The sequence below is a fragment of the Sanguibacter sp. TS_SC_8 genome, assembly GCF_055361235.1.
In genome coordinates this window covers 1,459,322-1,482,809 of record NZ_CM143955.1, presented here as the reverse complement: position 1 = coordinate 1,482,809, position 23,488 = coordinate 1,459,322, and the positions used below count along the sequence as shown (strand labels likewise).

25 protein-coding genes and 3 tRNA genes are annotated in these 23,488 nt (G+C 71.6%); 12 read left to right on the top strand and 16 right to left on the bottom strand.

What is annotated here, in order from left to right:
* Nucleotides 1-35: 35 nt before the first annotated feature.
* From rsgA to ACWA15_RS06685, 5 genes are all read right to left on the bottom strand, one after another.
* The gene (gene rsgA, locus ACWA15_RS06705; protein WP_464058743.1) at nucleotides 36-1,700 is read right to left on the bottom strand and encodes a GTPase RsgA; all 1,665 of its coding nucleotides are present in this window, start codon (nucleotides 1,698-1,700) and stop codon (nucleotides 36-38) included.
* Between the two features lie 119 nt (nucleotides 1,701-1,819).
* Nucleotides 1,820-2,623, bottom strand: a complete 804-nt coding sequence (locus ACWA15_RS06700) for a tyrosine-protein phosphatase (protein WP_464058741.1) — start codon at nucleotides 2,621-2,623, stop codon at nucleotides 1,820-1,822.
* Between the two features lie 31 nt (nucleotides 2,624-2,654).
* On the bottom strand, nucleotides 2,655-3,833 hold the full coding sequence (locus tag ACWA15_RS06695; RefSeq protein ID WP_464058739.1) for an FAD-dependent monooxygenase: 1,179 nt from the start codon (nucleotides 3,831-3,833) through the stop codon (nucleotides 2,655-2,657).
* A gap of 21 nt (nucleotides 3,834-3,854) precedes the next feature.
* Nucleotides 3,855-4,463 (bottom strand): shikimate kinase, encoded by a 609-nt coding sequence (locus ACWA15_RS06690; protein WP_464058737.1) that lies wholly within the window; start codon nucleotides 4,461-4,463, stop codon nucleotides 3,855-3,857.
* Between the two features lie 24 nt (nucleotides 4,464-4,487).
* Complete coding sequence (locus ACWA15_RS06685) at nucleotides 4,488-5,474, bottom strand: NAD(P)/FAD-dependent oxidoreductase (RefSeq protein WP_464058735.1); 987 nt, start codon at nucleotides 5,472-5,474, stop codon at nucleotides 4,488-4,490.
* 96 nt (nucleotides 5,475-5,570) lie between these two features.
* Here ACWA15_RS06685 and ACWA15_RS06680 point away from each other — a divergent pair, with 96 nt between their 5' ends.
* The gene (locus ACWA15_RS06680) at nucleotides 5,571-6,170 is read left to right on the top strand and encodes a helix-turn-helix domain-containing protein (RefSeq protein WP_464058733.1); all 600 of its coding nucleotides are present in this window, start codon (nucleotides 5,571-5,573) and stop codon (nucleotides 6,168-6,170) included.
* Nucleotides 6,171-6,194: 24 nt separating this feature from the next.
* On the opposite strand, the gene ACWA15_RS06675 is transcribed toward ACWA15_RS06680, so the two are convergent.
* The 6 genes from ACWA15_RS06675 to ACWA15_RS06650 are packed head-to-tail and all read right to left on the bottom strand — an operon-like array spanning nucleotide 6,195 to nucleotide 10,557.
* Nucleotides 6,195-7,451: an APC family permease gene (locus ACWA15_RS06675; protein ID WP_464058731.1), complete on the bottom strand. Its 1,257-nt coding sequence runs from the start codon at nucleotides 7,449-7,451 to the stop codon at nucleotides 6,195-6,197.
* Nucleotides 7,430-8,095: a DUF6226 family protein gene (locus ACWA15_RS06670; RefSeq protein WP_464058730.1), complete on the bottom strand. Its 666-nt coding sequence runs from the start codon at nucleotides 8,093-8,095 to the stop codon at nucleotides 7,430-7,432. Before ACWA15_RS06670 ends, ACWA15_RS06675 begins: the two co-directional genes overlap by 22 nt.
* A 56-nt stretch (nucleotides 8,096-8,151) precedes the next feature.
* A complete protein-coding gene (locus tag ACWA15_RS06665) occupies nucleotides 8,152-8,913 on the bottom strand; it encodes an ABC transporter permease (protein WP_464058728.1) in 762 nt (253 codons plus the stop codon).
* Nucleotides 8,910-9,743: an ABC transporter ATP-binding protein gene (locus ACWA15_RS06660; protein ID WP_464058727.1), complete on the bottom strand. Its 834-nt coding sequence runs from the start codon at nucleotides 9,741-9,743 to the stop codon at nucleotides 8,910-8,912. Before ACWA15_RS06660 ends, ACWA15_RS06665 begins: the two co-directional genes overlap by 4 nt.
* A 38-nt stretch (nucleotides 9,744-9,781) precedes the next feature.
* Nucleotides 9,782-10,207 carry a DUF1048 domain-containing protein gene (locus ACWA15_RS06655; protein WP_464058725.1) on the bottom strand — a complete coding sequence of 142 codons (426 nt, stop codon included), beginning with the start codon at nucleotides 10,205-10,207 and terminating at the stop codon, nucleotides 9,782-9,784.
* A complete protein-coding gene (locus ACWA15_RS06650; RefSeq protein ID WP_464058723.1) occupies nucleotides 10,204-10,557 on the bottom strand; it encodes a PadR family transcriptional regulator in 354 nt (117 codons plus the stop codon). The genes ACWA15_RS06655 and ACWA15_RS06650 overlap by 4 nt, the downstream gene beginning before the upstream one ends.
* Before the next feature lie 363 nt (nucleotides 10,558-10,920).
* Between ACWA15_RS06650 and ACWA15_RS06645 the strand changes: the two genes are divergently transcribed.
* Nucleotides 10,921-12,720: an HNH endonuclease signature motif containing protein gene (locus ACWA15_RS06645; protein WP_464058721.1), complete on the top strand. Its 1,800-nt coding sequence runs from the start codon at nucleotides 10,921-10,923 to the stop codon at nucleotides 12,718-12,720.
* 32 nt (nucleotides 12,721-12,752) lie between these two features.
* Nucleotides 12,753-13,049, top strand: coding sequence for a DUF2277 domain-containing protein (locus tag ACWA15_RS06640; protein WP_464058720.1), 297 nt, complete (start codon nucleotides 12,753-12,755; stop codon nucleotides 13,047-13,049).
* Nucleotides 13,050-13,069: 20 nt separating this feature from the next.
* Here the strand turns inward: ACWA15_RS06640 and ACWA15_RS06635 are convergent.
* A tRNA-Arg gene (locus tag ACWA15_RS06635) sits at nucleotides 13,070-13,142 on the bottom strand.
* A gap of 100 nt (nucleotides 13,143-13,242) precedes the next feature.
* On the opposite strand from ACWA15_RS06635, the gene rnhA reads away from it, so the two are divergent.
* The 7 genes from rnhA (at nucleotide 13,243) to ACWA15_RS06600 (ending at nucleotide 19,812) form a co-directional block, all read left to right on the top strand.
* Nucleotides 13,243-13,731 carry a ribonuclease HI gene (rnhA, locus tag ACWA15_RS06630; RefSeq protein WP_464058718.1) on the top strand — a complete coding sequence of 163 codons (489 nt, stop codon included), beginning with the start codon at nucleotides 13,243-13,245 and terminating at the stop codon, nucleotides 13,729-13,731.
* The gene (locus ACWA15_RS06625; RefSeq protein ID WP_464058716.1) at nucleotides 13,728-14,396 is read left to right on the top strand and encodes a class I SAM-dependent methyltransferase; all 669 of its coding nucleotides are present in this window, start codon (nucleotides 13,728-13,730) and stop codon (nucleotides 14,394-14,396) included. The genes rnhA and ACWA15_RS06625 overlap by 4 nt, the downstream gene beginning before the upstream one ends.
* Nucleotides 14,397-14,399: 3 nt before the next feature.
* A complete protein-coding gene (locus ACWA15_RS06620; RefSeq protein WP_464058713.1) occupies nucleotides 14,400-16,016 on the top strand; it encodes an AMP-binding protein in 1,617 nt (538 codons plus the stop codon).
* A gap of 122 nt (nucleotides 16,017-16,138) precedes the next feature.
* A complete protein-coding gene (locus ACWA15_RS06615; protein ID WP_464058711.1) occupies nucleotides 16,139-16,945 on the top strand; it encodes an isocitrate lyase/PEP mutase family protein in 807 nt (268 codons plus the stop codon).
* Between the two features lie 40 nt (nucleotides 16,946-16,985).
* On the top strand, nucleotides 16,986-17,729 hold the full coding sequence (locus tag ACWA15_RS06610) for an alpha/beta fold hydrolase (RefSeq protein ID WP_464058709.1): 744 nt from the start codon (nucleotides 16,986-16,988) through the stop codon (nucleotides 17,727-17,729).
* Nucleotides 17,730-17,786: 57 nt separating this feature from the next.
* Nucleotides 17,787-18,554 carry a type I methionyl aminopeptidase gene (gene map, locus ACWA15_RS06605; RefSeq protein ID WP_464058708.1) on the top strand — a complete coding sequence of 256 codons (768 nt, stop codon included), beginning with the start codon at nucleotides 17,787-17,789 and terminating at the stop codon, nucleotides 18,552-18,554.
* A 22-nt stretch (nucleotides 18,555-18,576) separates the two neighbouring features.
* The gene (locus ACWA15_RS06600) at nucleotides 18,577-19,812 is read left to right on the top strand and encodes a thiolase family protein (protein ID WP_464058706.1); all 1,236 of its coding nucleotides are present in this window, start codon (nucleotides 18,577-18,579) and stop codon (nucleotides 19,810-19,812) included.
* A gap of 6 nt (nucleotides 19,813-19,818) precedes the next feature.
* On the opposite strand, the gene ACWA15_RS06595 is transcribed toward ACWA15_RS06600, so the two are convergent.
* On the bottom strand, nucleotides 19,819-20,481 hold the full coding sequence (locus tag ACWA15_RS06595; RefSeq protein ID WP_464058705.1) for a phosphatase PAP2 family protein: 663 nt from the start codon (nucleotides 20,479-20,481) through the stop codon (nucleotides 19,819-19,821).
* Between the two features lie 111 nt (nucleotides 20,482-20,592).
* Here ACWA15_RS06595 and orn point away from each other — a divergent pair, with 111 nt between their 5' ends.
* Nucleotides 20,593-21,252 (top strand): oligoribonuclease, encoded by a 660-nt coding sequence (gene orn, locus ACWA15_RS06590; protein WP_464058703.1) that lies wholly within the window; start codon nucleotides 20,593-20,595, stop codon nucleotides 21,250-21,252.
* 94 nt (nucleotides 21,253-21,346) lie between these two features.
* Nucleotides 21,347-21,422 (top strand) — tRNA-His (locus ACWA15_RS06585).
* Between the two features lie 195 nt (nucleotides 21,423-21,617).
* On the opposite strand, the gene ACWA15_RS06580 is transcribed toward ACWA15_RS06585, so the two are convergent.
* The 3 genes from ACWA15_RS06580 to ACWA15_RS06570 all read right to left on the bottom strand — a co-directional run bounded on the left by ACWA15_RS06580 (nucleotide 21,618) and on the right by ACWA15_RS06570 (nucleotide 23,447).
* The gene (locus ACWA15_RS06580) at nucleotides 21,618-22,160 is read right to left on the bottom strand and encodes a hypothetical protein (RefSeq protein ID WP_464058702.1); all 543 of its coding nucleotides are present in this window, start codon (nucleotides 22,158-22,160) and stop codon (nucleotides 21,618-21,620) included.
* Between the two features lie 66 nt (nucleotides 22,161-22,226).
* A complete protein-coding gene (locus ACWA15_RS06575) occupies nucleotides 22,227-23,138 on the bottom strand; it encodes an ATP-grasp domain-containing protein (protein ID WP_464058700.1) in 912 nt (303 codons plus the stop codon).
* A 236-nt stretch (nucleotides 23,139-23,374) separates the two neighbouring features.
* Nucleotides 23,375-23,447 (bottom strand) — tRNA-Lys (locus tag ACWA15_RS06570).
* Between the last annotated feature and the right edge of the window lie 41 nt (nucleotides 23,448-23,488).

The following is a 23,488-nucleotide window of genomic DNA, read 5'->3' as shown; positions in this document are numbered from 1 at the left end:
GTGTTGCGGCGGGCGGTGCGGCTGGTGCGGGCGGGTCAGGTGAGCTGAGCGAGCTCAGCCAGCCGAACCCGCAGTCCCACCGCGGCGTCGTCGGCCAGGGCCGGCACGGTGAGCGCGCGGCGGGTCGGAAGGATCTCCCGATCCACCAGAGTAGCCGCGGAGTCGGCCAGCTCGCTCGTGACCTCCGGGCTGAGATCCCGCCCGGCGTTGCCGAGCAGGCGCCCGAGCAGCTCCTCGGCGGGGGCCAGCCCGACGGCGGAGGCGAGCAGGAGGGCCGTCAGCCCGCCGCGGCCGAAGGCGCGCACCGCGGCCGTGTACTGCTTGCTCTCGGCGGCATCGACGGCGGCGACCCGGTCGACGGTCTGGGCGATCCAGAAGTCGACGGCCGCCCGGGCCGCCCCTTCCCGGGAGTCCCGCGCGGAGGCGCCGGCGAGGGTGGTGAGCAGGCTCGCGCCCCCGGGCACCGACTCCAGCGCCCGGCGCAGCGCAGCGTCGGCGTCGTCCCCGGCCGCGGTGAGCGTCGCGGTCGCCGCACGGCGCACCGCCTCGACGAGCTCACCCAGGCTGGTCTCGCGGGACCGGCCGCGTCGGGCCGAGCCCCGGGCGATCCCGGCGCGGGAGATGGCCTTGTCCAACCGGGCCGGGCGCAGCAGCTGAGCCCACTGCGACTCGACGGCGCCCTGGGCGAGCTTGCCGGACTCGATCGCCTGACGCACGTCCTTGGCCACCGGTGGCAACGCCGCCTCGGCCACCTCGCGGATCCGTTCGCCGGCCATGACCTGGTGCTCGACGTGCGCGCTGAGCTGCTCGATCCACGGCGGCAGCGCGGCGAGCGAGCCGCGCAGCGTCCGCAGGATGACCGTGCGCGCACGGTCCGCGCCGCCCAGGGTGCGCAGCCAGCGCCCGATCGCGGCCACCTCGGAGACGGGCAGGAGGCCCTCGTGGGGGCCGGCGTCGGGCACGACGAAGAGCGGGGTGTTGTCCATGTGGTGGTCGCGGAGCCGGTCGAGGAGGTCGCCGCGCACGGTCTTGAGGGAGGCGTGCGGTGCGCGGTTGAGGACCATGGCCACGGTCGCCCCGCGGTGCATGGCGCCCTCGAGCGCCTTCCAGGGCAGCGCGTCGCCGTAGCGGGCCGCGGTCGTGACGAACAGCCACAGGTCCGCGCCCTCGAGCAGGCGTGCCGCGGTCTCGCGGTTCTCCTCCAGGACGGAGTCGAGGTCGGGGGCGTCGAGCAGCGCGATGCCACGCGGGACGTTGGCGTTGGTCACCGAGCGGACGGTCTGGACCAGCGGGGTGTCGGCGACGATCGCCGCGTCAGCGGGGTTGAAGACGACGACCGGCTCGCGGGTCGTGGGGCGGATGACCGACGCCTCGGAGATCTCCTCCCGCAGCAGCGAGTTGAGCAGCGTCGACTTCCCGGCGCCGGTCGAGCCGGCGATGACGACGACGGCGGGGGTCGAGAGCTCCTTGAGGCGCGGCAGCAGGTGGTCGTCGAGCTGGCTGACCAGCCGGGACTGCTGGCCCCTGGCCTCGTCGGCGCCGTCGATCTCGAGCGGGAAGTCCAGCAGGGCGACCTCGCGGCGCAGGTCGGTCACGACGTCGAAGACGGTCGAGTGCGGCTCGAGCACGTCGGCGCCGCCGGAGGCGTGGCGGCCCGTCCCTGCACTCGAGGGCTGGTCTGGGCCGCTGCTGATAGTCACTCGATGATTCTTGCGTGCAACTGTGAGGAGGCCAAACGCGCGCGCCGTGACGCGGGCCACGGACTTGCTGCGGGGCGTGGCCCGGGCAGCGCCGCCGGTCCACCCGGCCGGGTCACCGGTCAGGCCTGGTCGACGCCGAAGCGCGCCCGCAGCGTCGACCGCAGCACGGCGTCCACCCCGATCGCGTCGAGGTACCCGGTGAGCGACCCGAAGCTGCGCCCCACCTGATCCTCGGCGGCGGCCAGGTAGGCCGGGTGCACCCGCAGGACGGCGTCCCACAGCTCCGGGGCGACGCCCGGGGCCAGGGGCATGGCCGCGGCGAGCTCCCCGGCGGCCTGCGCGGAGAGCAGGTACTCGTGGAGGATCTGGTCCCGGGGCACCGAGCACACGGCCTGGACGAGGGCGACGATCCACCCGGTCCGGTCCTTGCCCGCCGAGCAGTGCACGAGCACGGCACGGGTCGAGGAGGCGACCGCGGTCAATGCCGTGCCGATCGCGGCGTGCGCGTCCGGGTCGGTGACGAAGCCCCGGTAGATGCTCTCCATGACCAGGTGGCCCAGCCGAGCCGGGGCGGGCGAGGTGTCCGAGCGGGTTCCGACGAGGTTCGTGATCATCTGCGCCCCGAACGGCAGGGCGAGCACCTGGGTGCCCGCGGGGACGACGTCGGCTCCGTCGCGGGCCACCTCTCGGGGGCCGCGCAGGTCGAGCACGGTCGTGACGCCGTGGTCGGCGAGGAGGCCGACGCCGGCCGGTTCGAGCCGCGCGAGGGACGCGCTGCGCAGCAGCACACCGGTCGCGAGGGGTTCGCTCGCGCCCTCCGGGACGGCGCGCCCACCCATGTCGCGGGCGTTCCAGGTGCCCGGGAGGGTGAGCGTGGGGTCTGCGGTCGGTGCCCCACGGGTCGCCGTCAGCTCGTCTGTCATCACGGACCTGCCTGTGCCTCGGAGTGAATCTTCACCCTACGCGCGGCGGCGGCGTCCACCTCTGGAGCCGGCTGGCGGCGTCGGCGGCGAGGCGCGCAGGCATGACCCACATCGCCGCGTCCCGCACCCCGGCGGCGAGCGGGGAGGACAGCTGCCCCACGGCGCCGGCCAGGCGCGACTGGCGGGCGATGCGCTGGCTGCGCCTGCGGCGGGCGCGATCGTACGCGCAGGTCACGCGCTCGACGGGCGCGCGGTCGGCGGCGTCTGCGGTTTCTGTGGCTGCGGCGGTGGCGGCGGTGGCGGCGCGCACGCAGAGGACGATCGTGGCCGCGTCCTCGATCGCCTGACCGGCTCCTTGCCCCATGTCCGGAGTCATGGCGTGGGCGGCGTCCCCGAGGAGGATCGTCGCCCCCTTCGCGTACGAGCGCAGCGGACGACGCAGGTCGTGCACGTCGTGGCGCAGCACGTCCGCCGCGTCGGTGGCCTCGACGAGCGCCCGGATCGGGTGGTGCCAGGGCCCGAACTGGCGCAGGACCTCCTCGCGCTCGTCCGCGGCGGTGGTCCCGGGCGGGAGGGTCTGGGTCGCGAACCAGTAGACGCGGCCGTCCGGGAGGGGGACCACCCCGAACCGTCTCCCGCGTCCCCAGGTCTCCCCTGCCCCGTCGACCGCGACGGGAGACCTGGTGACGCCTCGCCACGCGGTGTAGCCGGCGTACCGCACGCCCGTGTCCAGCCCCAGCGTCGTCCTGGCCGGGCTGCGGATCCCGTCGGCGGCGATCACCAGGTCGAATGGTTCCCGGTGCCCTGCGAGGAGGACCGCCGGTGACCCGTCACCGGACACGGATGCCTCGACCCCGGTCCGCAGCGACCCCGCGACGAGGGCGCCCACCAGCGCGGCGTGCAGGTCCGCGCGGTGGAGCGCCCGCATCGAAGACGCCGCATCAGGGGGCAGCAGCATGGTCCAGCGCCCGGACGGGGTGCGTTGTCCCGCCCGGAGCACCGGCACATCATGCGAGACCAGCGGCTGGACGAGGTCAGCCAGCCCGATCGCGGCGAGCGCGGCGAAGGAGTTGGCGAACAACGACAGTCCAGCCCCCACCGCACCGGGGCGCTCCTGCCGCTCGAAGACCGTCGCGTCGTGCCCGTCGCGCTGCAGACCGAGGGCGGCGACGAGCCCGCCGATCCCTGCGCCGATGACTGCGATCCGCATCTGTCTCAGTTCGTTTTCACCCTAGGCGCGGCCGGCAGGCGCGGCCGCGGCTACGGGTGTCGGTGCGCAGATCTGCACGAGGCGCGCGGCCGTCTGCTCCGGTGTGTCAGCTCCGGTGACCACGATCTGCGTGGCGAGCGATCGTGACCCCTGGTCGTCCAGCCACTCGGCGAGCAGGTCGTGTCCGTCGTAGGTCCATGACGTGCCCTTGGCGATGAGCGAACGGGTCCGCAGCTGCCCCAGAGCGGCGTCGCGGTCCGTCGAGGGGGTGATCATGACCACGTGGGCCACGTCCCCCAGGGCCGAGCGGACCTGGTCGAGCAGCTCGGCCCCGGTGTACGAGCTGTGCCCGGCGCCCAGCGCCAGGACCCCGCCCGAGCAGTCCTGCACCGCACGCACGACCGCGTGCGCGCGGGCAGGTTCCCACTCGCGTTCCGCGGGGATGCGTCCGACCTCGCCGATGCGCCCGACCAGACGATCGATGCTCCAGCCGACCTCTGCGTAGTAGACGTCCCCGATGCCGTCCAGGTCGACGAACGCCACTCCGAGGGACGCGGCCACCAGCTCGCCGAGGGTCGACTTGCCGACGCCCGCGGGCCCGATGAGCACGAGTACGGGTGGTGTGGACATGTCGGAGAGTGTGTCAGACGGCGGTCACCGGGCGCGATAGGCCTCCACGGCCAGGCGCAGCTCCTCGTTCATGAGGTCGGCGTTGATCGCCGCGCCGACCATGAGACCCCGTCCGGCCGACGTGACCACCTGGGCCATGAGGTCGCTGACGTTCCCGGCTGCCCACACCCCGGGTACGGACGTCAGGCCCGTCTCGTCGGTGACGACGTAGGTGCCCACGCCCATGGGGTGCTCAGTCGTGGCGACCCCGAGGGCGGCGGCGAGCTCGGTCCGGGCGGTGAAGGTCGGGCCGACGACGAGGGCCTGGACCCCGTGGCGCGGACCCTCCGCGAGCAGCACCGCTGCGAGCGCGTCGTCGTGCACCTCGAGGCCTGCCACGTCGCCCGGTACGACGGCGACGCCGCGGGCGGCGAGCTGTTCGGCCTCCTCCGCGGTGGGCGCCGGGCGGCCGTTGAGAAAGAGCGTGACGTGCTCGCTCCACTGGCGGAACAGGAGGGCCTGGTGGACGGCCATCGGGCCGCTCGCCAGGATGCCGACCACCCGGTCGCGGATCTCCCAGCCGTGGCAGTACGGGCAGTGCAGCACGTCGATGCCCCAGCGTTCGCGCAGGCCAGGGATGTCGGGAAGCTCGTCGACGAGGCCGGTGGCCAGCAGCAGGCGCCGGGCGCGGACGCGGGTGCCGTCGTCGGCCACGATGTCGAAGTCCTCGCCCACCCGGGTGATGGACTGCACGCTCGCAGTCAGGACGGTGCCGCCGTAGCGGGCGACCTCCTCACGGCCGACCCGGGCGAGCTCGGCAGGGCTCATGCCGTCGCGGGTGAGGTAGTTGTGCACACCCGCGGCGGGCAGGTTGCGCTGCTCGCCGGCGTCGACGACGAGCACCGAGCGGCGGGCACGGCCGAGGGCGACGGCGGCGCTCAGGCCGGCTGCACCGCCCCCGACGACGACGACGTCGTAGGTCGCGGTGGGAGGCTGGGGGGCGGACGCGGGGGGCGGGGAGGACTGGTTCATGGTGCGCTCCTTGTGCGAGGTGGGTGTGCTCGTCCCAGGGTGCTCCGCGCGAAGGCCGGACAGCAAGGAAGCTTGCCGGAGTGGCAAACTGGGCCGATGACCGACACCCCGGACGCCACCGACCCCACCTTCACCGTGCTCGCCGCGGTCGGCCCGCGGCTGCGGGCCCTGCGCACGGCCCGCGACCTGACCCTCGCCGAGCTGTCGGGCGCCACCGGGATCTCCGTGAGCACGCTCTCGCGCCTCGAGTCGGGGCAGCGCCGACCCAACCTCGAGCTGCTGCTTCCGCTCGCCAGGGCCTACGGGGTGCCGCTCGACGAGCTGGTCGGTGCCCCGGCCACCGGCGACCCGCGGATCCACATCCGGCCCATCACCCAGCACGGCATGACGATCCTGCCGCTCAGCCGCGGCGCGGGCGGGCTGCAGGTGTTCAAGCACCTCGTGCCGGCCGGGGCGACCACGCCGGTCGTCACCCAGCAGACGCACGAGGGGTACGAGTGGGTCTACGTGATCCGCGGTCGGCTGCGTCTCGTGCTCGGCGAGCAGGACCTCGTGCTGCCCGCCGGCGAGGCGGCCGAGTTCGACACCCGGACCCCGCACTGGTTCGGCCGGGCGGACGAGCAGGGGGTGGAGTTCCTCAGCATCTTCGGCCCGCAGGGCCAGCGGATGCACGTGCGGGCACGGACCACGAGGTGACCGGCGTCTACCGGGTGAGCGGTCCTACGGGGTGACCTGCGCGCGCCACCGGCGCCCGAGCAGCCGGTAGACGATGCCCACCGCGAGCACGACGAGGCCGCCGGCGATCGAGGCGGGCGGCAGCATGGCCGCCAGCCCGAGGCACCCGAGTGCACCCACCACCTGGAGCCCCCGCGGGAAGCGCCGGTCCTCGGCGGTCTGGGTGAAGGCGGCGGCGTTGGCCACGGCGTAGTAGAGGAGCACCCCGAAGGACGAGAACCCGATCGCGTGGCGCACGTCGACGGTCAGCACGAGCGCGACGACGACCACGGCGAGGGCGATCTCGGCGTGGTGGGGCACCTGACGCACCGGGTGCACCGCCGCGAGCCAGCCGGGCAGGTCCCGGCCCCGCGCCATCGCCAAGGCCGTCCGCCCGACGCCGGCCACCAGCGCGAGCAGCGCACCGAGCGACGCCGCGGCGGCCCCCACCCGGACGACAGGTTCGGCCCAGCCTGCGCCGGCGGTGCTCACCAGGTCGACGAGCGGGGCCGTCGAGGCGGCGAGCCGGTCCGGCCCGAGGACACCCAGCACGCTCACGGCCACGAGCGCGTAGACGACGAGGGTGATCGACAGCGCGATGACGATCGCCCGCGGGATGGTCCGGCGCGGTCGCCGCACCTCCTCCCCCATCGTGGCGATCCGCGCGTACCCCGCGAAGGCGAAGAACAGCAGGCCGGCCGACTGCAGGATCCCGTACCACCCGCTGGCGAGGAGCCCGTCGGTGCTCACGCCAGGTCCGGCGCCCCCGGTCACCCCGACGGCGAGGACGACCACGAGCACGGTGAGAACCACGGTGACGATGATCCGGGTCAGCCGGGCCGTGCGGGTCACCCCGAGGTAGTTCACGGTCGCGAGAGCCACGACGGCGCCGGCCGCGGCCGGCTTCTCCCAGCCAGGGGCCGCGTAGGCGGCGAAGGTCAGCGCCATCGCCGCGCAGCTCGCCGTCTTGCCGACGACGAAGCTCCAGCCCGCGAGGAAGCCCGGCCACTCCCCCAGCCGTTCGCGGCCGTAGACGTAGGTGCCGCCCGAGGTCGGGTACTGCGCCGCCAGCTGGGCGGAGGCAGTCGCGTTGCAGACGGCGATGACCGCGGCGATCGCCAGACCGACGAGCAGGCCCGCCCCGGCTGCGGCCGCTGCGGGGGCGAAGACGACGAAGACCCCGGCCCCGATCATCGACCCGAGGCCGATGACGACGGCGTCGCCGGTGCCGAGGCGGCGGGCTAGGGCTGGCGTGTCGGCCACGGGACCCACCCTCCGGGGATCGCGGTGAGAGCCGTGCGGGCCGCGACGGACCGCCGTCTGGTGGCCGGCCGGGCGAAGGAGGTGCTGCCCTGGGACAGGGTCCCGTCCACGGCGGTGATGGTGCTCGAGACCTCGACCCGTCGACCACGCAGGTCCAGCACCGGCTCGACGCGCTCCACCAGCAGCCCGGCGACGACCGCGAAGGTGTGCCACTCCATCTCGTCGGCGCACCCCTGCCAGCTGTCGTCGCAAGCCCCGCACCCGCAGACCGGGTAGGTCCAGTCGGTGAGCAGACCTGCGTGAACGGCCACCAGCGGATAGGCGGCCAGGACGAAAGTCAGTCCGGCGGCGTCGGGCGCGTTCGGGGTGAGGCGCACGGCCTGCACGACGTCGTCGCGGGGGTACATGAGGTCGTCGCCGTGCGTGACGTCGTCGCTCACGGTCACGTCGTAGGCCGCGGCGAGGTGGTCGATGAGCGCGCGGGCGACGTCGTGCAGCGGGGCGAACCGCTCCGGGTGCTCGTCGATCGAGTAGGTCTCTGCCGGCGGGCTCTGGCCGTTCCAGCGGTCGCCGTAGTCGACGACCCGACCGTCGGTGTCGTAGAACACCTGATCAGGGACGTGGGGGCGCACGTAGGTGGACATAGCGCCAGCCTAGGTCACGGGTCCTCGACCCTCGCCGGCCGCGCCCGGCGGGTGCGCTAGGAGATCCTGCGACGGTACGCGGCCATCGCGGCGAGGTACGCGACGAGGAGGATCCCGACGCACCAGGCGAGGGCGACCCAGATGACGGCGTCGACCGGCTGCTGGGCGAGCAGATCACGGATCGCGTCGACGATGGACGTCACCGGCTGGTGCTCGGCGAAGGCGCGCACCGGGCCGGGCATCGTCTCGGTGGGCACGAAGGCCGAGCTGATGAACGGCAGGAGGATGAGCGGGTAGGCGAAGGCGCTCGCGCCGTCGGCGGTCTTCGCGGAGAGCCCGGCGATGACCGCGATCCAGGTCAGGGCCAGGGTGAACAGGGCGAGGATGCCGGCGACCGCGAGCCACTCGGCCACCCCTGCCCCCGAGCGGAAGCCCATGAGGAGCGCGACGCCCACCACGACCACGATCGAGATGCAGTTGGCGACCAGCGAGGTCAGCACGTGCGCCCACAGCACGGACGACCGTGCGATCGGCATCGACTGGAACCGCTCGAAGATGCCGCTCTGCAGATCCAGGAAGAGGCGGAACGCGGTATAGGAGGTGCCGGTGGCGATCGTGATGAGGAGGATGCCGGGGAGCAGGTAGTCCACGTACGCATCCGACCCGGCGCTGATCGCTCCGCCGAACACGTAGACGAAGAGCAGCATGAAGGCGATCGGCATGATCGTCGTCGTGATGATGGTGTCCAGGCTTCGCGTGACGTGGCGCAGGGATCGTCCCAGCAGGGCGGCGGTGTCGCCGAGGAATCGTGTGGTCATCGTGAGTCCTTGCCGCTCGTGTCCGTGCCGTCGGGGCTGTCGTTGCCGACGACGGCGAAGAAGACGTCTTCGAGGGTCGGCTGCTTCTCGATGTACTCGACGGTGGCGGGCGGGAGGAGCTGCTTGAGCTCGGCGAGGGTGCCGTTCACGAGGATCCGGCCCTCGTGGAGGATCGCGATCCGGTCGGCGAGCTGTTCGGCCTCGTCGAGATGCTGCGTCGTGAGCAGCACCGTGGTGCCCCCGGCCGCGAGGCCCTTGACGGTCCGCCACACCTCGATCCGCGCCTGGGGGTCGAGGCCGGCAGTCGGCTCGTCGAGGACGATGATCGGCGGGTTCCCGATCAAGGACATCGCGATGTCGAGCCGGCGTCGCATGCCGCCGGAGTACGTCGACGTCGTGCGCCGTCCTGCGTCGGTGAGGGAGAAGCGGGCGAGCATCTCGTCGGCGATCGCACCTGGGTCCGACAGGTGACGCAGCTTCGCGATCAGCACGAGGTTCTCCCGGCCGGTGAGCACGTCGTCGACGGCGGCGAACTGGCCGGTGAGGCTGATCGACTGGCGCACGTCGCCAGGCTGGGTGGCGGCGTCGAAGCCGTTGACGGTGACGGTCCCCGCGTCGGCCCTGGCCAGGGTGGACAGGATTCTCACGATCGTGGTCTTGCCCGCCCCGTTCGAGCCGAGCAGGGCGAAGATGCTCCCCGCTGCCACGTCGAAGTCGACACCGCGCAGGACGTGAACGTCCTTGAACGACTTCGTCAGGGACTGCACCCGGATCGCGGGTGTCGGGGGGATCGGGGGGATGGCGGGTTCAGGGGGCTGGTCGGTGGTCATGTGCAGGCTCCTCTCTGCATGCTCAGGCAGTGGCGTACTCAGGTCTCGTCAGCGGCAGCCTCGTCGACGGCTGCCTGGTCGACGGCTGCCTGGTCGACGGCTGCCTGGTCGACGGCTGCCTGGTCGACGGCATCGATCAGGCGCTTGCGCTCCTTGGCGATCCACTGGCCGTCGGCGTAGTTCGCGATGAACGTGTCTGCGAACTCCACCGGGTCGTCCCCGACGATGTCGCGGATCGGAGTTCCGTCAGCTGCGGCCCCCTCGATGAGGTCCCCGAGGTCCTCGAGCATCTGCATGAGGACGTCGCCCTTGACGATCGACCCGGCGTACATGAAGTAGCGCTCGATGCCGTCGATCGCGATTCGATAGCTCGAGGGGAGCTGCTCCTTGCGCGCCTTGTACCGGCGCCAGCGCTTCTTGTCCTCGAACGAGCCGGTGATCTGCTCGATCCATCGTGCGGTCATGGCTGTTCTCCTTCGAGTGGGTCTTCGGTGTGGCGGTGAAGGCGTTCGATTCGTTCGGCGAGGAACGCCCAGTTCGTCCAGAACTCGTCCAGGTACTCTCGGCCCTGTGCGTTGAGCGAGTAGACCTTGCGCGGGGGCCCCTTCTCTGAGGGGACCTTCTCCACGTCGACGAGGCCACGGTGCTCGATTCGCACCAGCAGGGCGTAGACGGTGCCTTCGGCGAGGTCGGAGAAGCCCTCCTCGCGCAGCCTGGTCGTGATCTCGTAGCCGTAGGCGGACCGCGCGTCCAGGACCGCGAGGACGATGCCTTCCAGCGTGCCCTTGAGCATCTCTGTCATTTGCTTGCCCATGGCCTGCCCTCCAACTACTTAACGATGCTGACTACTATTACATAGTAGTGCTAAGTAGAGATGGCGCAAGGTTCTCTGGGCGTTGGCGTTCCCTGTTTCGTGAGCGTGGCGGCAGGCCAAGGCGGTCAGGAGGTTCCTCTCCGGAACGGCCGGACGTGCCGGTGCCGTCCACATCGCATCGGGCGTACTTGCCTGTGCCCTCGACCTCACATCGGGCGTTCGGGAGACGTCTACCTAGTGACGGGCAGTTCGTCGGAGGGCGGCGAGTGTCGGTCGTGACGGGTGGTGACCGGCTCGGGCTGCGTGTCGGTGGTCGGGTCTAGGGTCGAAGTATCTGGTGGGAGCCCCGCATTCTCCGGGGACATGGCGGTCTCTGTAGCGGTCGACGACGGCGTCGGGTGGTGGGTCATGGCGGGTCACGCGAGGGCGGTGGTGCAGCCCGGGTTGGCGCTGTTCGGCGCCGCGGGTGACGTGGACGCGGGTCTGGCCCCCATGCCTGGCGCGGCCGTGGGCGTGCAGCCGGTCGCTGCCGCGTCGCGGGCCCGGTGTGGGCGGATCGTGGAGCTGGACAGGTCGATCGCGGCGTTGACCGCCGAACGGGCGTCGCTGCTGGTCGCCGAGCGCGACTGCGGGGAATGGAAGAAGGCCGGATACTCCTCGTTCGAAGCCTGGCGCGGACAGATGTCCGGGGAAGGCCTGCGGACCGCGCGCACCCAGCTCACGGTCGCCACCGTGCTCGAGGAGTCCCCCGAGGCTGCCCAGGCGGTCGCGACCGGGACGGTGACGGTCGTCCACGCCGAGATCCTGGGCCGGGTCCGGTCCAAGGCGGAGCGCCCCGGCACCACGGAACTGACCCCCAGCGAGAACAAGGAACTGCTGGACCTGGCGACGAAGGAAGACGCCGACGCCTTCGCCAAGACCGCCGACCGGTGGTGGGCCCGCCGGGACTGCCTCGCCCACGACGCCACCCACGAAGAGACCCGCCGCAAGCGGTACCTCACGATCAGCCACACCCCCACCGGCACCCACCTCAAAGGATTCCTCAACGTGGTCGCCGGACGCCGCGTCGCCGTGGCCATCGAGGCGGCGATGCACCGCCCCGAGGACGGCGACGACCGCGACTACCCCCAACGCATGGCCGACGCCCTCGTCGACGTCGCCGACCGCGCCATCAACGGCGGGACCTTCAAGAACGGCGCAGCAGTCCGCCCCCACGTGTCCGTCATCATGACCGAAGACACCTTCGTCCAGTCCCAACGCGAACTCCGGCGCCGCGCAGCCGCAGCCGCAGCCCAAGCCGCCAGTACCGAGGGCGATGACCCGGCATCGAACCAGGACAACCCATCCGGGGGCCACAGTCCAAACAGCGGCGAGTCCAGTGAGTCCAGCGCGTCCAACGCACCAGGGCTCGTGGAGCCCGCGACGTTCGAGGACGGGACCCCCGTCCCCCTCAGCGAACTCGCCCGCATCCTCTGCGACGCCGACCTCACCCGCATCGTCATCACCGCCGACAACGTCCCCATCAACCTCGGCCGCACCGCCCGCCTCTACACCCGCGAACAACGCCGAGCCATCATCGCCCGCGACCGCGGATGCCAATTCCACGCCTGCACCCAACCCGTCCACTGGTGCGAAATCCACCACATCCACTGGTGGACCAACGGCGGAGAAACCTCCCTCAACAACGCCATCCTCCTCTGCAGCCACCACCACGAAGTCCACCGCCTCAACCTCACCATCCACCAGAGACCCGCCGGAGGGCACGAGGTCCGCGCCGCACGCCGGGGTGTCCACAGCGAAGTCCGTGCCACCCGCAGCCCAGGCACAGCCGAATGCCGGGTCTCCGACGCACCGCCACTCTTCGTCAGTGACCGGCCGGACCGGCAGGACCATCAAGAGGTCGTGCAGGTCGACGCGCCTCGGCCGCCCGGGCCGAACCCGCCGACCGGCGAGCTACGGCCGCCCCCGACAGGAAGTCCGCACGGTGAAGGTCAACCATCCGCAGAGACCCGAGCGCACAGCGGGAGTCCTCCGAACCCCGGCCTCGCCGCAGGGCAGGCCGCCGCAGGTCAAGATGGTCGACCGCCAGCTGAAGCAGGCGTCACACTCGACCTGGAATCCGCCGACTCGCTCTCCCCGACCAGCACCATCGCATCGGGGTGACCTCGGCCGACTGAGCGGATTACAGTCACTGTATGTGCCGAAACATTCGGGTGCTTCACAACTTTGACCCGCCGACGACCGACGCAGAGGTTCGCGAGGCCGCCTTGCAGTTCGTACGGAAGGTCAGCGGGTCGACGCGCCCTTCTCGTGCCAACGCCGAGGCTTTCGATCGCGCGATCGACGAGATCGCGCTCGCGACTCGTCGCCTGCTCGACGATCTCGTGACGCACGCACCACCGAGAAGCCGCGAGCTCGAGGCCATCAAGGGACGTGCACGCCACGAGCAGCGCATGGAGCGTGAGGTCCGTACCCGGACTGCCTCGACCTAGGACCAGCACTGACCATTGGGTGCCCCCGACAGGACTCGAACCTGCGACCTAGAGATTAGAAGGCTCTTGCTCTATCCACTGAGCTACGGGGGCACGGAGATTCTATGCGACACGTCGACCTGGGGGCACGCTGCTCGTCGTGTCAGGCTGTCCGGGGGCACACCCCCCGCCCACGCCTGGGATGATGGCTGCCATGACGTTGCAGACTCCCCCCACAGACGCCCTGCCCACCGGATCCCCCGTAGAGATCTGGACCGACGGTGCCTGCAAGGGCAACCCCGGTGTCGGCGGCTGGGGCGCGTGGCTCAAGTCCAACGGGCACGAGCGCGAGCTCTTCGGCGGCGACCCGCTGACCACGAACAACAAGATGGAGCTCACAGCCGTCATCGAAGCGCTGCGAGCGCTCAACCGCTCTTGCGTGGTCACCCTGCACGTCGACTCCACCTACGTGATGAACGGCATGTCCAAGTGGATCGCCGGGTGGAAGCGCAACGGCTGGAAGACCGCCGACAAGAAGCCGGTCAAGAACGTCGAGCTGTGGCAGGCCCTCGACGAGCAGGTCGCCCGGCACACGATCACGTGGAAGTGGGTCAAGGGCCACTCCGGGGACGTCGGCAACGAGAAGGCCGACGAGCTCGCCAACCGCGGCGTCGACGAGGTCCGTGCTGGGGCCCGGCGATGAACGGCCCGCACGCCCACGACCACTCCCACAACAACGCCGCCGAGCCTCGCTGGGACGCAGCCGCCTGGGACGAGCGCTACAGCGAGCGCCAGATCGTCTGGAGCGGGAACGTCAACCCGTGGCTAGAAGAGGTCACTGCACCCCTCACCCAAGGCCGCGCGCTCGACGTCGGGTGCGGTGAGGGAGCCGACACCGTGTGGCTGGCCACCCACGGCTGGACCGTGACCGGCGTCGACATCTCTGTGGTCGCGCTGGCCCGCGCGCAGACGCACGTCGACACGCTCCCGGACCCCTCCCGCGTCACCCTCGAGCACCGTGACCTCGCTGAGTGGACCCCGCCCCCGGGCACCTTCGACCTCGTCTCGGCGTACTTCTTCCACCTGCCCACCGACCTGCGCGACGCCGTGTACCCGCGCCTGATCGCAGCCATCGCCCCAGGCGGCACACTGCTCCTCGTCGGGCACGACGCCGCCGACGCCGAGGCGCTCGCCCAGCGCCCGCACGCCGAGATGCTCTTCACCCCCGAGCTGCTCGCGGCCTACGTACCGTCGTCGTGGCGGGTCGCCGCAGAGCAGCGGACCCGGCTCGGCAAGATCCACGGAGGAGAGCCCGGACAGATGGGCGAGGTCACCGACTCCGTCCTGATCGCCGTCGCGCCGGCCTGACCTGTGCCGGTCGCCCGGCAGGTCCTCGCCCACGCCGCCACCGCGCCCGACCGGGTGGCTGTCCGGGCCGGTGACGCACCTCCCCTCACCTACGCGGACCTCGCCGCTCGCGCGCTGGGTGGCGCCGCCGCGCTCGTGCGCGACGGCGTGCTCCCTGGTCAGGTGGTCGCGATCGACCTGTCCCGGGGCGCCGCGGCTCCACCCTGCACGGCCCCGGCCCCGGCCCCGGCCACAACGGTGCCGGCCACCAAGGTGCCGCGCGGCACGCTCGACGGCGCGCGGCACGCCATCGACACGCTCGTCGCGATGCTCGCCGTCGACCTCACCGGAGCCGTGGCTCTCCTGTGCGACGACACCTGGACTCCCGCCCAGCGCACCGAGATCCTTGCGGCGACCGTGCCCGACCACCACCTGACGACGTTGGCGACGTCACCGCCGGTCACCAGCGGCTCAGTCTCCGGCTCTGCAACCGAGCAGACCGCCGAACCGGTCGCCGAACCGGTCGCCGAACCGATCCCCGTCAGGGACGACGACCTCGCCTGGGCCGGGTTCACATCGGGCAGCACCGGCCGGCCGCGTGCCGTGGTGCGCACCCGCGGGTCGTGGACCGCGTCCTTCGCTGCCACGTCCGAGCTCACCACGATCACCGACGCCGACACGGTCCTGGTCCCCGGTCCGCTGTCCACGTCGCTGTTCTGCTTCGGCGCCGCGCACGCACTCGCGGTGGGCGCGACGATCCGCCTCGCCCCGAGCCTCCCCGCCGCGATCCCCCACCTGGGCACGTGCGACGTCGTGCACCTGGTCCCGGCCGCACTGACCGTCGTGCTGGACGCCCTGGATGCCCTCGAGGCCAGCGAGGCCAGCGAGGCCAGCGGCAGCATCGACTCCCCGGCTCCCCCGCCGTCCCGGCTCCGGGTGGCCGTCGTCGGCGGCGCTGCCCTCCCTGACGCCACCCGCGACCGCGCAACCCGTCACGGCCTCTCCGTCATCGCGTACTACGGCGCGACGGAGCTGTCCTTCGTGGCGATCGACCCGGACGGCGACGGCCTGCGCCCCTTCCCCGGCGTCGAGATCGAGATCCGCAACCCTGTGGTGGGCCTGGGCGAGGTGTGGGTCCGGTCGCCCTGGATCGCCCACGGCTACCTCGCCGGGGCCCCTGGCCCGCTGCGCACCGCCGACGGTTGGGCCAGCGTCGGCGACCTCGCCGAGCTGACCACAAGCGACACCGACCACCCCCGGTCTCCCCCTCGCCTCCTTCTTCGCGGCCGGGGCACTGGCGCGATCACAGTCGGCGCCGCGACGGTCGTGCCCGAGGACGTCGAAGCTGTTCTGCGCACAGTCCCGGGGGTGCGCGACGTCGTGGTGGTGGGGACCCCGCACGTACGGCTGGGCGAGGTCGTCACGGCCGTCGTGGTCCCGGACCATGAGGACGAGGATGGGGCGCCCCTGGACCTGGCGACCCTGGAGCGCACCTGCCGGGACCAGCTGAGTCCCGCCCAGCGCCCCCGGCGCTGGTTCACCGCCGACGCGCTCCCGGTCACGTCCACCGGGAAGGTCGCACGCGCCGTCGTGCAGGCGGAGCTGGCCGAACAGAACCCGGCGTATCGGGTGGTGCGCTAGCCAGACCCTCGGCCTGCCCGTGAACGGGCACCCGGCTGGCGAGGGGTCATGCCGCGGGGCACCCGCCCCGGACCCGGGCTAGAGTCGAGTTCCGGCCCGAACGAGGTGTGGCGAGGTGTGGCATGGACAGTCGCAAGGACACCACCGCCGAGTTCGCTCGGCTGCACATGTCAGGGTGCTTCGTCATGCCCAACCCGTGGGACGTCGGCAGCGCGCGGGCCCTGGAACAGCTGGGGTTCCCGGCGTTGGCCACCACGAGTGCTGGGCTGGCCTGGACGCTGGGCCGAGCCGACGCCCACATCGCCCGCGACGACACGCTCGCCCACCTGCGTCGCATCGTCGGCGCCGTCCAGGTGCCGGTCAATGCTGACTTCCAAGGCGGCTACGCGGTCGAGCCTGCCGGCGTCGCCGCGAACGTGACGATGGCCGCGGACACGGGCATCGCCGGGCTCTCGATCGAGGACGCTTCGGGGGTGACCTCCGATCCTCTGTTCCCGTTCGACCTGGCCGTGAGACGCATCGCTGCCGCGCGACGAGCGATCGACGAGAGCGGCACGGGCATCCTGCTCACGGCACGGTCCGAAGGTTTCGTCGTGGGGCGCCCTGACATCGACGAGACGATTCGCCGGCTCAGCGCCTACGCCGAGGCCGGCGCTGACTGTCTCTACGCACCTCGGATCGACAAGCTCGAACACATCTCGGCGATCGTGTCGGCGGTGTCGCCGAAGCCGGTCAACCTGCTGATCAACGCTCCGTTCACGACAGTCGCGGAAGCGGCACAGCTGGGGGTCCGGCGGATCAGCGTGGGCGGCACACTCGCCCGCACCGCGTGGGACGGGTTCCTCAGGGCCGCTGCGGAGATCGCCCGCGAAGGCACGTTCTCACGGTTTGACGGTCTGCCGGACGTCAACACTTTACTCGCAGACTGAAGGCCCGCGCATCAGCCCCCGCGAGACGGCCGTCGGCTATGTGGAGCACGGATCAGGGCGACCGGTGCTCGTGCTGCACGGCGCCGGCGTCGACCACCGCGAGACCGAGGCCTGCTTCGAGCCGATCCTCGGCGCCGTCGGCGGGCTCCGGCGGATCTATCCCGACCTTCCCGGGATGGGTCGGACGGTGGCGTCCGCGAGGCACCGCAGTGCGGAGGACGTCCTCCGCACGATGCTCGACTTCACCCGGGAGGTCACCGACGGCGCTGCATGCCTCGTGATCGGTCACTCGGCCGGCGCCTACTTCGCGCAGGCGATGGCCGCGAGAGCACCTGCGCTGGTCGCTGGTCTGGCGCTGGTGTGTCCGCTGCTGCCGGGCCCCCGCGACGTCCCGGAGCACCGCGTCGTGGCCGGACCGGGCGATCTCGGCGATGACGACTTCCGACGCTACTTCGTGGTCCAGACCCCGGAGATGCTGGAGCGGTATGAACGCTATGTGCTCCCGGCGGCCGCGCTCGTCGACCACGCCGCACTCGCACGAATCGGCGAGCGGTGGGAGCTCGCCCGCGACCCCGAGCAGGTCTATGCAGGTCCGACGCTGATCGTAGCGGGAAGGCTGGACTCGACGGTCGGGTACACGGCCGCAGCCGCGCTTGTGGACGACTACCCGCACGCCTCGCTCGCGATCGTCGACGACGCAGGCCACGCACTGCCCCACGAGCAACCCGACCTCTTGCGCGCCCTCGTCACCGAGTGGCTGGCGCGCGTCGCGCGCATCGGCTGACCTCGGCGTCGACAAGCACGAACACCATCGGTCGCCCGGCGGCACTAGGCTCACGGTGTGATCGAGAAGAAGACTCCAGCCCAGATCGAGAAGATGCGTGAGACCGGCCGCGTGGTCGCCCGTGCGCTCGAAGCCATGCAGCAGGCCGCCCAGATCGGGGTGAGCCTGCAGGAGATCGACGCCGTGGGCGCCCAGGTGCTCGCCGACGCCGGCGCCACGTCGCCGTTCCTCAACTACCACCCCGACTGGTCCCCCGTGCCCTTCCCCGGGTCGGTCTGCACGTCGGTCAACGACGCGATCGTGCACGGTATCCCGACCGACTACGTCATCTCCGACGGTGACCTCGTCAGCCTCGACTTCGGCGCGGTCCTGGACGGCTGGTGCGGCGACTCCGCGCGCAGCTTCATCGTGGGCACCCCGCGCCCGGGCGACCAGGAGCTCATCGACGTGACCAAGGCCGCCCTCGACGCCGGCATCGCCGCGGCGCAGGCCGGCAACACGATCGGCGACATCGGCTACGCCGTCTCCAAGGTCGCCCGCAAGGCCCGCTTCGGCAACCTCGAGGACCACGGCGGCCACGGCATCGGTACCGAGATGCACATGGACCCCTTCGTCCCCAACGAGGGGCGCCGCGGCAAGGGCCTCAAGCTCACCGCCGGCATGGTCATCGCGATCGAGCCGATGTTCATCGCTGACGGCCGCAGCGACTACAAGCACGACGACGACGGCTGGACCCTGCGCACGGTGCGCGGGGCCCGCGCGGCGCACTGGGAGCACACCGTCGCGATCACCGAGGCCGGTCCCCGGATCCTCACCGCGCTGTGAGCGTGGCGCACCCGACCGCGCGATGACGGTCGTCGTCGCGGCGCGGCGCACCCCGATCGGCACGGCCGGTCGGGGTCTGCGCACCCTGCTCGCCCACGAGCTCGCTGCCCCCGTCCTGAGCGCCGTGCACGACGACGCAGGCCGGGCCGGTCTGCTCGGCCCGGCGGGCGCCCGGCCGGGTGGTGCATGGCCGGCTAGTACCCGGCCGGCCCCCGACGACGTGGTGCTCGGCAGCTGCACCGGGCCGGGCGGCAACCTCGCCCGGGTCAGCGCCCTCGCAGCCGGTCTGGGCACCGGGGTGCCCGGGCTGACCGTGGACCGCCAGTGCGGCAGCGGACTCGCCGCGATCCTCGTCGGCCACCAGGCCATCACCGCCGGGGACGCGACGTACGTGCTGGCCGGGGGTGTGGAGAGCGCCTCGACAGCGCCCGACCGTGCGCACCGCCCCGGCGCGGCACCCTCCCGTGACAACGCGGCCCCCCAGCCGTTCACCCGGGCGCCGTTCGCCCCGCCCGGGTTCCCCGACCCCGACATGGGACCGGCCGCGGACGCCCTCGCCGCCGCCCGGTCGATCAGCCGCGAGCGCCAGGACGCCTACGCCGCCCGGTCCCACGCCCGGGCCCTGGACGCCCGCGCCGCGGGCCGCTTCGACCGGGAGCTCGTCCTCGTCGGCGGTCTGCGCCACGACGAACGTCCCCGCCGGCTCGACCCGGCCCTCCTGGCCCGGCTGCGACCGGCGTTCACCCCTGCCGGAGCGGTGACCGCGGCGACCGCAAGCCCGATCAGCGACGGCGCGTGCGCGGTCGCTCTCGTGTCCGACGACGTGTGGGCGCGCTCGGGCGGCGGTGACCACGGACGGGCTCCGGGGCTGCGGATCGTGGCGAGCGCCGTCGTCGGCTCTGACCCGGCCCTGCCCGGCTGGGGCGCGGCACCCGCGATCGAGGCGGCTCTCGCCCGGGCCGGGCGCTCCGTCGCCGACGTCGCCGTCCTGGAGCTCGTCGAGGCCTTCGCCGCGCAGGTGCTCGCCGTGACCGACGCCCTCGGCCTGGACCCGCTCGGCGTGGACGGTGACCGGGTGTGCCCGGACGGCGGGGCGCTCGCCCTGGGCCACCCGTGGGGCGCCAGCGGCGCCGTCGCCCTCACCCGCCTGTTCTCCCGACTCGTCGCCGACGGCCGACCGGCTGGCACGCTCGGCGTGGCGGCCGCGGCGATCGGCGGTGGGATGGGGATCGCGCTCGTCGTGGAGGTCGTGCGGTAGCGGGACCTACCCGACCTGAGTGCGCGAGAGCTCGCTCCACCGGTGGATCATCATCACCGCGCCGAGCACCCCCACCGCGAGGCAGATCGCGGCGAGGACGTCCGTGACGAAGTGGTAGCCCAGGTACAGCCGACTGAAGGCGACCAGCACGGTGACGGCCAGCGCCGCCGTCGTCCACACGACCGCGACCGTGCGTGAGCGCCGTCGGGACCACACGAGGTAGCCGCTCACCAGGACGAGGGTCGCCGCCCCGATCGTGTGCCCGGACGGGAAGGAGAACGAGGACTCCACCCCCGCGACCGTCATGAAGCCCTCCGGCGGGCGCGGCCGGGCGACGACCAGCTTGATCAGCGAGGAGATCGCGGTGGCTGCCACCATCGCCCCCACGAGCAGCAGCGGGTCCCGCCAGCTGCGCGAGAGCCGTGCCCAGACGAGGCAGCCGACCCCCACGAGGATCGGCAGGACCACCGGACCGAAGAGGTTGGTCACCCAGGTCAGCGTCGTCGTGGCCGCCGGGGACCGGATCCCGGCCAACCACTCCAGGATGGGGGTGTCCAGCCGGGACAGGTCGTCCTGCTCGTGCACCGCGTCGAAGATGCCCGCGAAGCCCACCACCGCGACGATCACGAGGACCAGGCCGGGCAGCAGCGCAGCGAGCGCGAGAGTCACGGACCGTGAGGGAGGGTTCGGAGAAAGCACCCGTCGACCCTACAGCGACGACATCGCACCTCACGACGGGCACCGGCGAGGCATTCTCGTGTGCCCCGTTAGGCTGTCGGGGTGGCCACAACACCAACCAACGACCGGATCGTCTGGATCGACTGCGAGATGACCGGGCTCGACCTGGGCGCCGACGCCCTGGTCGAGATCGCGGCGGTCGTCACCGACTCCGAGCTCAACGTGCTCGGCGAGGGCATCGACATCATCATCAAGCCGCCGGCCGAGGCCCTCGAGCAGATGAACGACTTCGTCCGGACGATGCACACCACGTCCGGGCTGATCACCGAGCTGGAGAACGGCACCACCCTGGCCGACGCCGAGGCTCGCGTGCTCGAGTACATCCGCGGGTTCGTCCCCGACCCGGGCAAGGCGCCGCTCGGCGGCAACTCGGTGGGCACCGACAAGATGTTCCTCGACCGGGACATGCGGGACCTCTCCGCGCACCTGCACTACCGGATCATCGACGTCTCCTCGATCAAGGAGCTCGCCCGCCGCTGGTACCCGCGGGTCTACTTCGCCTCCCCCACCAAGAACGGTGGGCACCGTGCTCTCGCGGACGTCCTGGAGAGCATCGACGAGCTCCGGTACTACCGCGCCGCGGTCTTCGTCCCCCAGCCCGGACCCGACACCCAGACGGCCCGGGCGACCTCGGCCACGATCGCCGCGTCCTCCGTGTCGGGGACGTTGTCCGTGCCGGCGAGCTTCGCCAAAGGACTTTGACGTAGGTCACACCGGTACCGGCGCCACGGTGTTCCCGGTACCGGAAAACTCCAGGTAGACTTCTTCACGGTTCGCAGTACAGGAACTGTTCATGGTGGGTATAGCTCAGCTGGTAGAGCACCTGGTTGTGGTCCAGGGGGTCGCGGGTTCAAGTCCCGTTACTCACCCCATGCGAAAGGCGCCTCACGGATTTCCGTGAGGCGCCTTTGTCGTTGTCGGGGGTGGGGCGTCGTTGTCGGGTGCTGGGCGCCGTTGTCGGGTGCTGGGCGTCGTTGGCAGACGTCGGGCGTCGTTGGCAGACGTCGTCGCCCGGTGTCGTGGTCTGGCGGGCTGATGATGTATCGACCTGCGCGGGCACGCGCGGGTCACCCCTCAGGGATGACCCCTGGAGGCAGCCCTAGGAGCTCTCGCACCTCGGGCGAGGAGTTCGTCGTGGGAACCATGAGCCAGATGTCATAGATGTCCGCGTCCGTGGCCGCCAGCGCGGTCGCATCCCAGGCGGCTGCGTCGATCTCGGCCTCGGCGGCCACCAGATCGATGCTCGCCTGCACGTCGGCTGGCCACTGAGCCTCGGCCAACCCTGTGGCGAAGGTCCGGTGGGCCTCGGCCATCCACGGTGCGATGGCCACCACCTCGTCGTACGTCACCGTCTTGTTGGCCTCCCCCATCGCGATGTTGATCGCGTCGGAGAGCGTGACGTACTGCGCCGCCGCGTCGCTGATGCTGATCTCGTCCTCGTCCTCGTCCTCCGACTCGCTCGGTGACGGTGACGGCTTGGGCGACGGAGTGGGCGACGCCGACGCCGACGCCACGTCCGAGGTCACCTTCCCGGCCAGCGCATCAGAACAGCCGCCGAGCACCACGACGGCGCCGATCGCGAGGAGCAGGGACACAGGTCTGAGGTTCATGATCGTCCGAACTCCCCACCGGCGTGGGGTACTGGGAGCCGTGCGGGAGCGGAGGTGCGCCGTGACCTACTGGTGAGCGGCGCGGGCCACGATCGCGTCAGCGAAGCGGTCCAGCGCACCCACGGACTTGCCCAGGAACAGCGACGGCTCTGTGAGCTCGAGCTCAAGGAGGATCGGGTCGCCGTCGTCGCCGGGGACGAGGTCGACACGGGCATAGAGCAGGTCACCAGCGACGTCGCCGAGGATCGTGCGGGCAGCCTCGAGAGCACGCTTGGCCAGAGCGAGCTCGGCCTCCGTGGCGTCTGCGCTGCGCATGACCTCTTCCATGTAGAGGCCCTGGGTGGGTCGGTGACCCCGGGAGAGCATCGCGTTCTTGCGCACAGCGTGCGAGAACTCCCCGTTGAGGAAGATCAGGCCCGTCTCACCGACGACGTCGATCTGGTTGAGGTAGGGCTGGACCATGACGTGCCGACCCGAGCGCAGCAGGTCACGGGCGTGCAGGATCGCCTCGCCGCGGGCCTTCGCGGTGTTCTCCTGGTACCGGGCGGTGTCGCGCGCACCGGCGCTCACCGTCGGCTTGATGACGTAGTCGCCGTGCGCGGGCAGGCGCGTGTGGATGGCCTGGGACGTGAGGTGACGATCCGGGTCCAACCACAGGGTCCGCACGATGGGCAGGCCCATCTCGCCCAGCGTCTTGAGGTAGTACTTGTCGATGTTCCATGCCAGCACCTCGGCGTCGTTGGCCAGGTGGGGAACGGTCTGGGACCAGGCGATGTACTCGTCCCGGCGCTGGGAGTAGTCCCAGGTGGAGCGCACGACGACGAGGTCGAAGGCGGACCAGTCCACCTCGGGGTCGTCCCAGACGGCGGCAACCGCATCGACGCCGCGATCGGCGAGCGCACCGAGCAGCGGGGCGTCGTCAGGATCGAGATCAGGCAGGACGGAACAGGTCGCTAGGGCTACACGAGTCGTCGGCACCCTCACAGGATACCGACCAGGCAGCAGATCGCGGACTGACACTCGGATCTGCAGGGCGTGGGCCTCGCCGGCCACACCCCCACGCACCATCTGGTGGACGCCGCCCGCGGGTGGGTCTGTGGGGCTTGTCACAGGGGCCACCACCCAGACCGCGCGGGGTGGGGCGCCGGGGATGGCGAGTGCCGCGGGGGAATGCAGCAAGGCCCGGAACTGTGAGGTTCCGGGCCTTGGATATGTGCGCCATCCTGGACTCGAACCAGGAACCCGCTGATTAAGAGTCAGCTGCTCTGCCAATTGAGCTAATGGCGCGCGATTGGAAACACTAACAGGCTTTGGCCACTCAGTGCCAA

Coding starts and splice junctions, on each gene's coding strand:
- ACWA15_RS06650 (WP_464058723.1), bottom strand. CDS start 10,557: ATGGGCAAGCAAATGACAGAGATGCTCAAGGGCACGCTGGAAGGCATC.
- ACWA15_RS06665 (WP_464058728.1), bottom strand. CDS start 8,913: ATGACCACACGATTCCTCGGCGACACCGCCGCCCTGCTGGGACGATCC.
- ACWA15_RS06645 (WP_464058721.1), top strand. CDS start 10,921: ATGGCGGTCTCTGTAGCGGTCGACGACGGCGTCGGGTGGTGGGTCATG.
- ACWA15_RS06655 (WP_464058725.1), bottom strand. CDS start 10,207: ATGACCGCACGATGGATCGAGCAGATCACCGGCTCGTTCGAGGACAAG.
- ACWA15_RS06680 (WP_464058733.1), top strand. CDS start 5,571: ATGACCGACACCCCGGACGCCACCGACCCCACCTTCACCGTGCTCGCC.
- ACWA15_RS06685 (WP_464058735.1), bottom strand. CDS start 5,474: ATGAACCAGTCCTCCCCGCCCCCCGCGTCCGCCCCCCAGCCTCCCACC.
- ACWA15_RS06640 (WP_464058720.1), top strand. CDS start 12,753: ATGTGCCGAAACATTCGGGTGCTTCACAACTTTGACCCGCCGACGACC.
- ACWA15_RS06700 (WP_464058741.1), bottom strand. CDS start 2,623: ATGACAGACGAGCTGACGGCGACCCGTGGGGCACCGACCGCAGACCCC.
- ACWA15_RS06690 (WP_464058737.1), bottom strand. CDS start 4,463: ATGTCCACACCACCCGTACTCGTGCTCATCGGGCCCGCGGGCGTCGGC.
- ACWA15_RS06670 (WP_464058730.1), bottom strand. CDS start 8,095: ATGTCCACCTACGTGCGCCCCCACGTCCCTGATCAGGTGTTCTACGAC.
- ACWA15_RS06580 (WP_464058702.1), bottom strand. CDS start 22,160: ATGAACCTCAGACCTGTGTCCCTGCTCCTCGCGATCGGCGCCGTCGTG.
- ACWA15_RS06615 (WP_464058711.1), top strand. CDS start 16,139: ATGGACAGTCGCAAGGACACCACCGCCGAGTTCGCTCGGCTGCACATG.
- ACWA15_RS06600 (WP_464058706.1), top strand. CDS start 18,577: ATGACGGTCGTCGTCGCGGCGCGGCGCACCCCGATCGGCACGGCCGGT.
- ACWA15_RS06625 (WP_464058716.1), top strand. CDS start 13,728: ATGAACGGCCCGCACGCCCACGACCACTCCCACAACAACGCCGCCGAG.
- ACWA15_RS06660 (WP_464058727.1), bottom strand. CDS start 9,743: ATGACCACCGACCAGCCCCCTGAACCCGCCATCCCCCCGATCCCCCCG.
- rnhA (WP_464058718.1), top strand. CDS start 13,243: ATGACGTTGCAGACTCCCCCCACAGACGCCCTGCCCACCGGATCCCCC.
- ACWA15_RS06695 (WP_464058739.1), bottom strand. CDS start 3,833: ATGCGGATCGCAGTCATCGGCGCAGGGATCGGCGGGCTCGTCGCCGCC.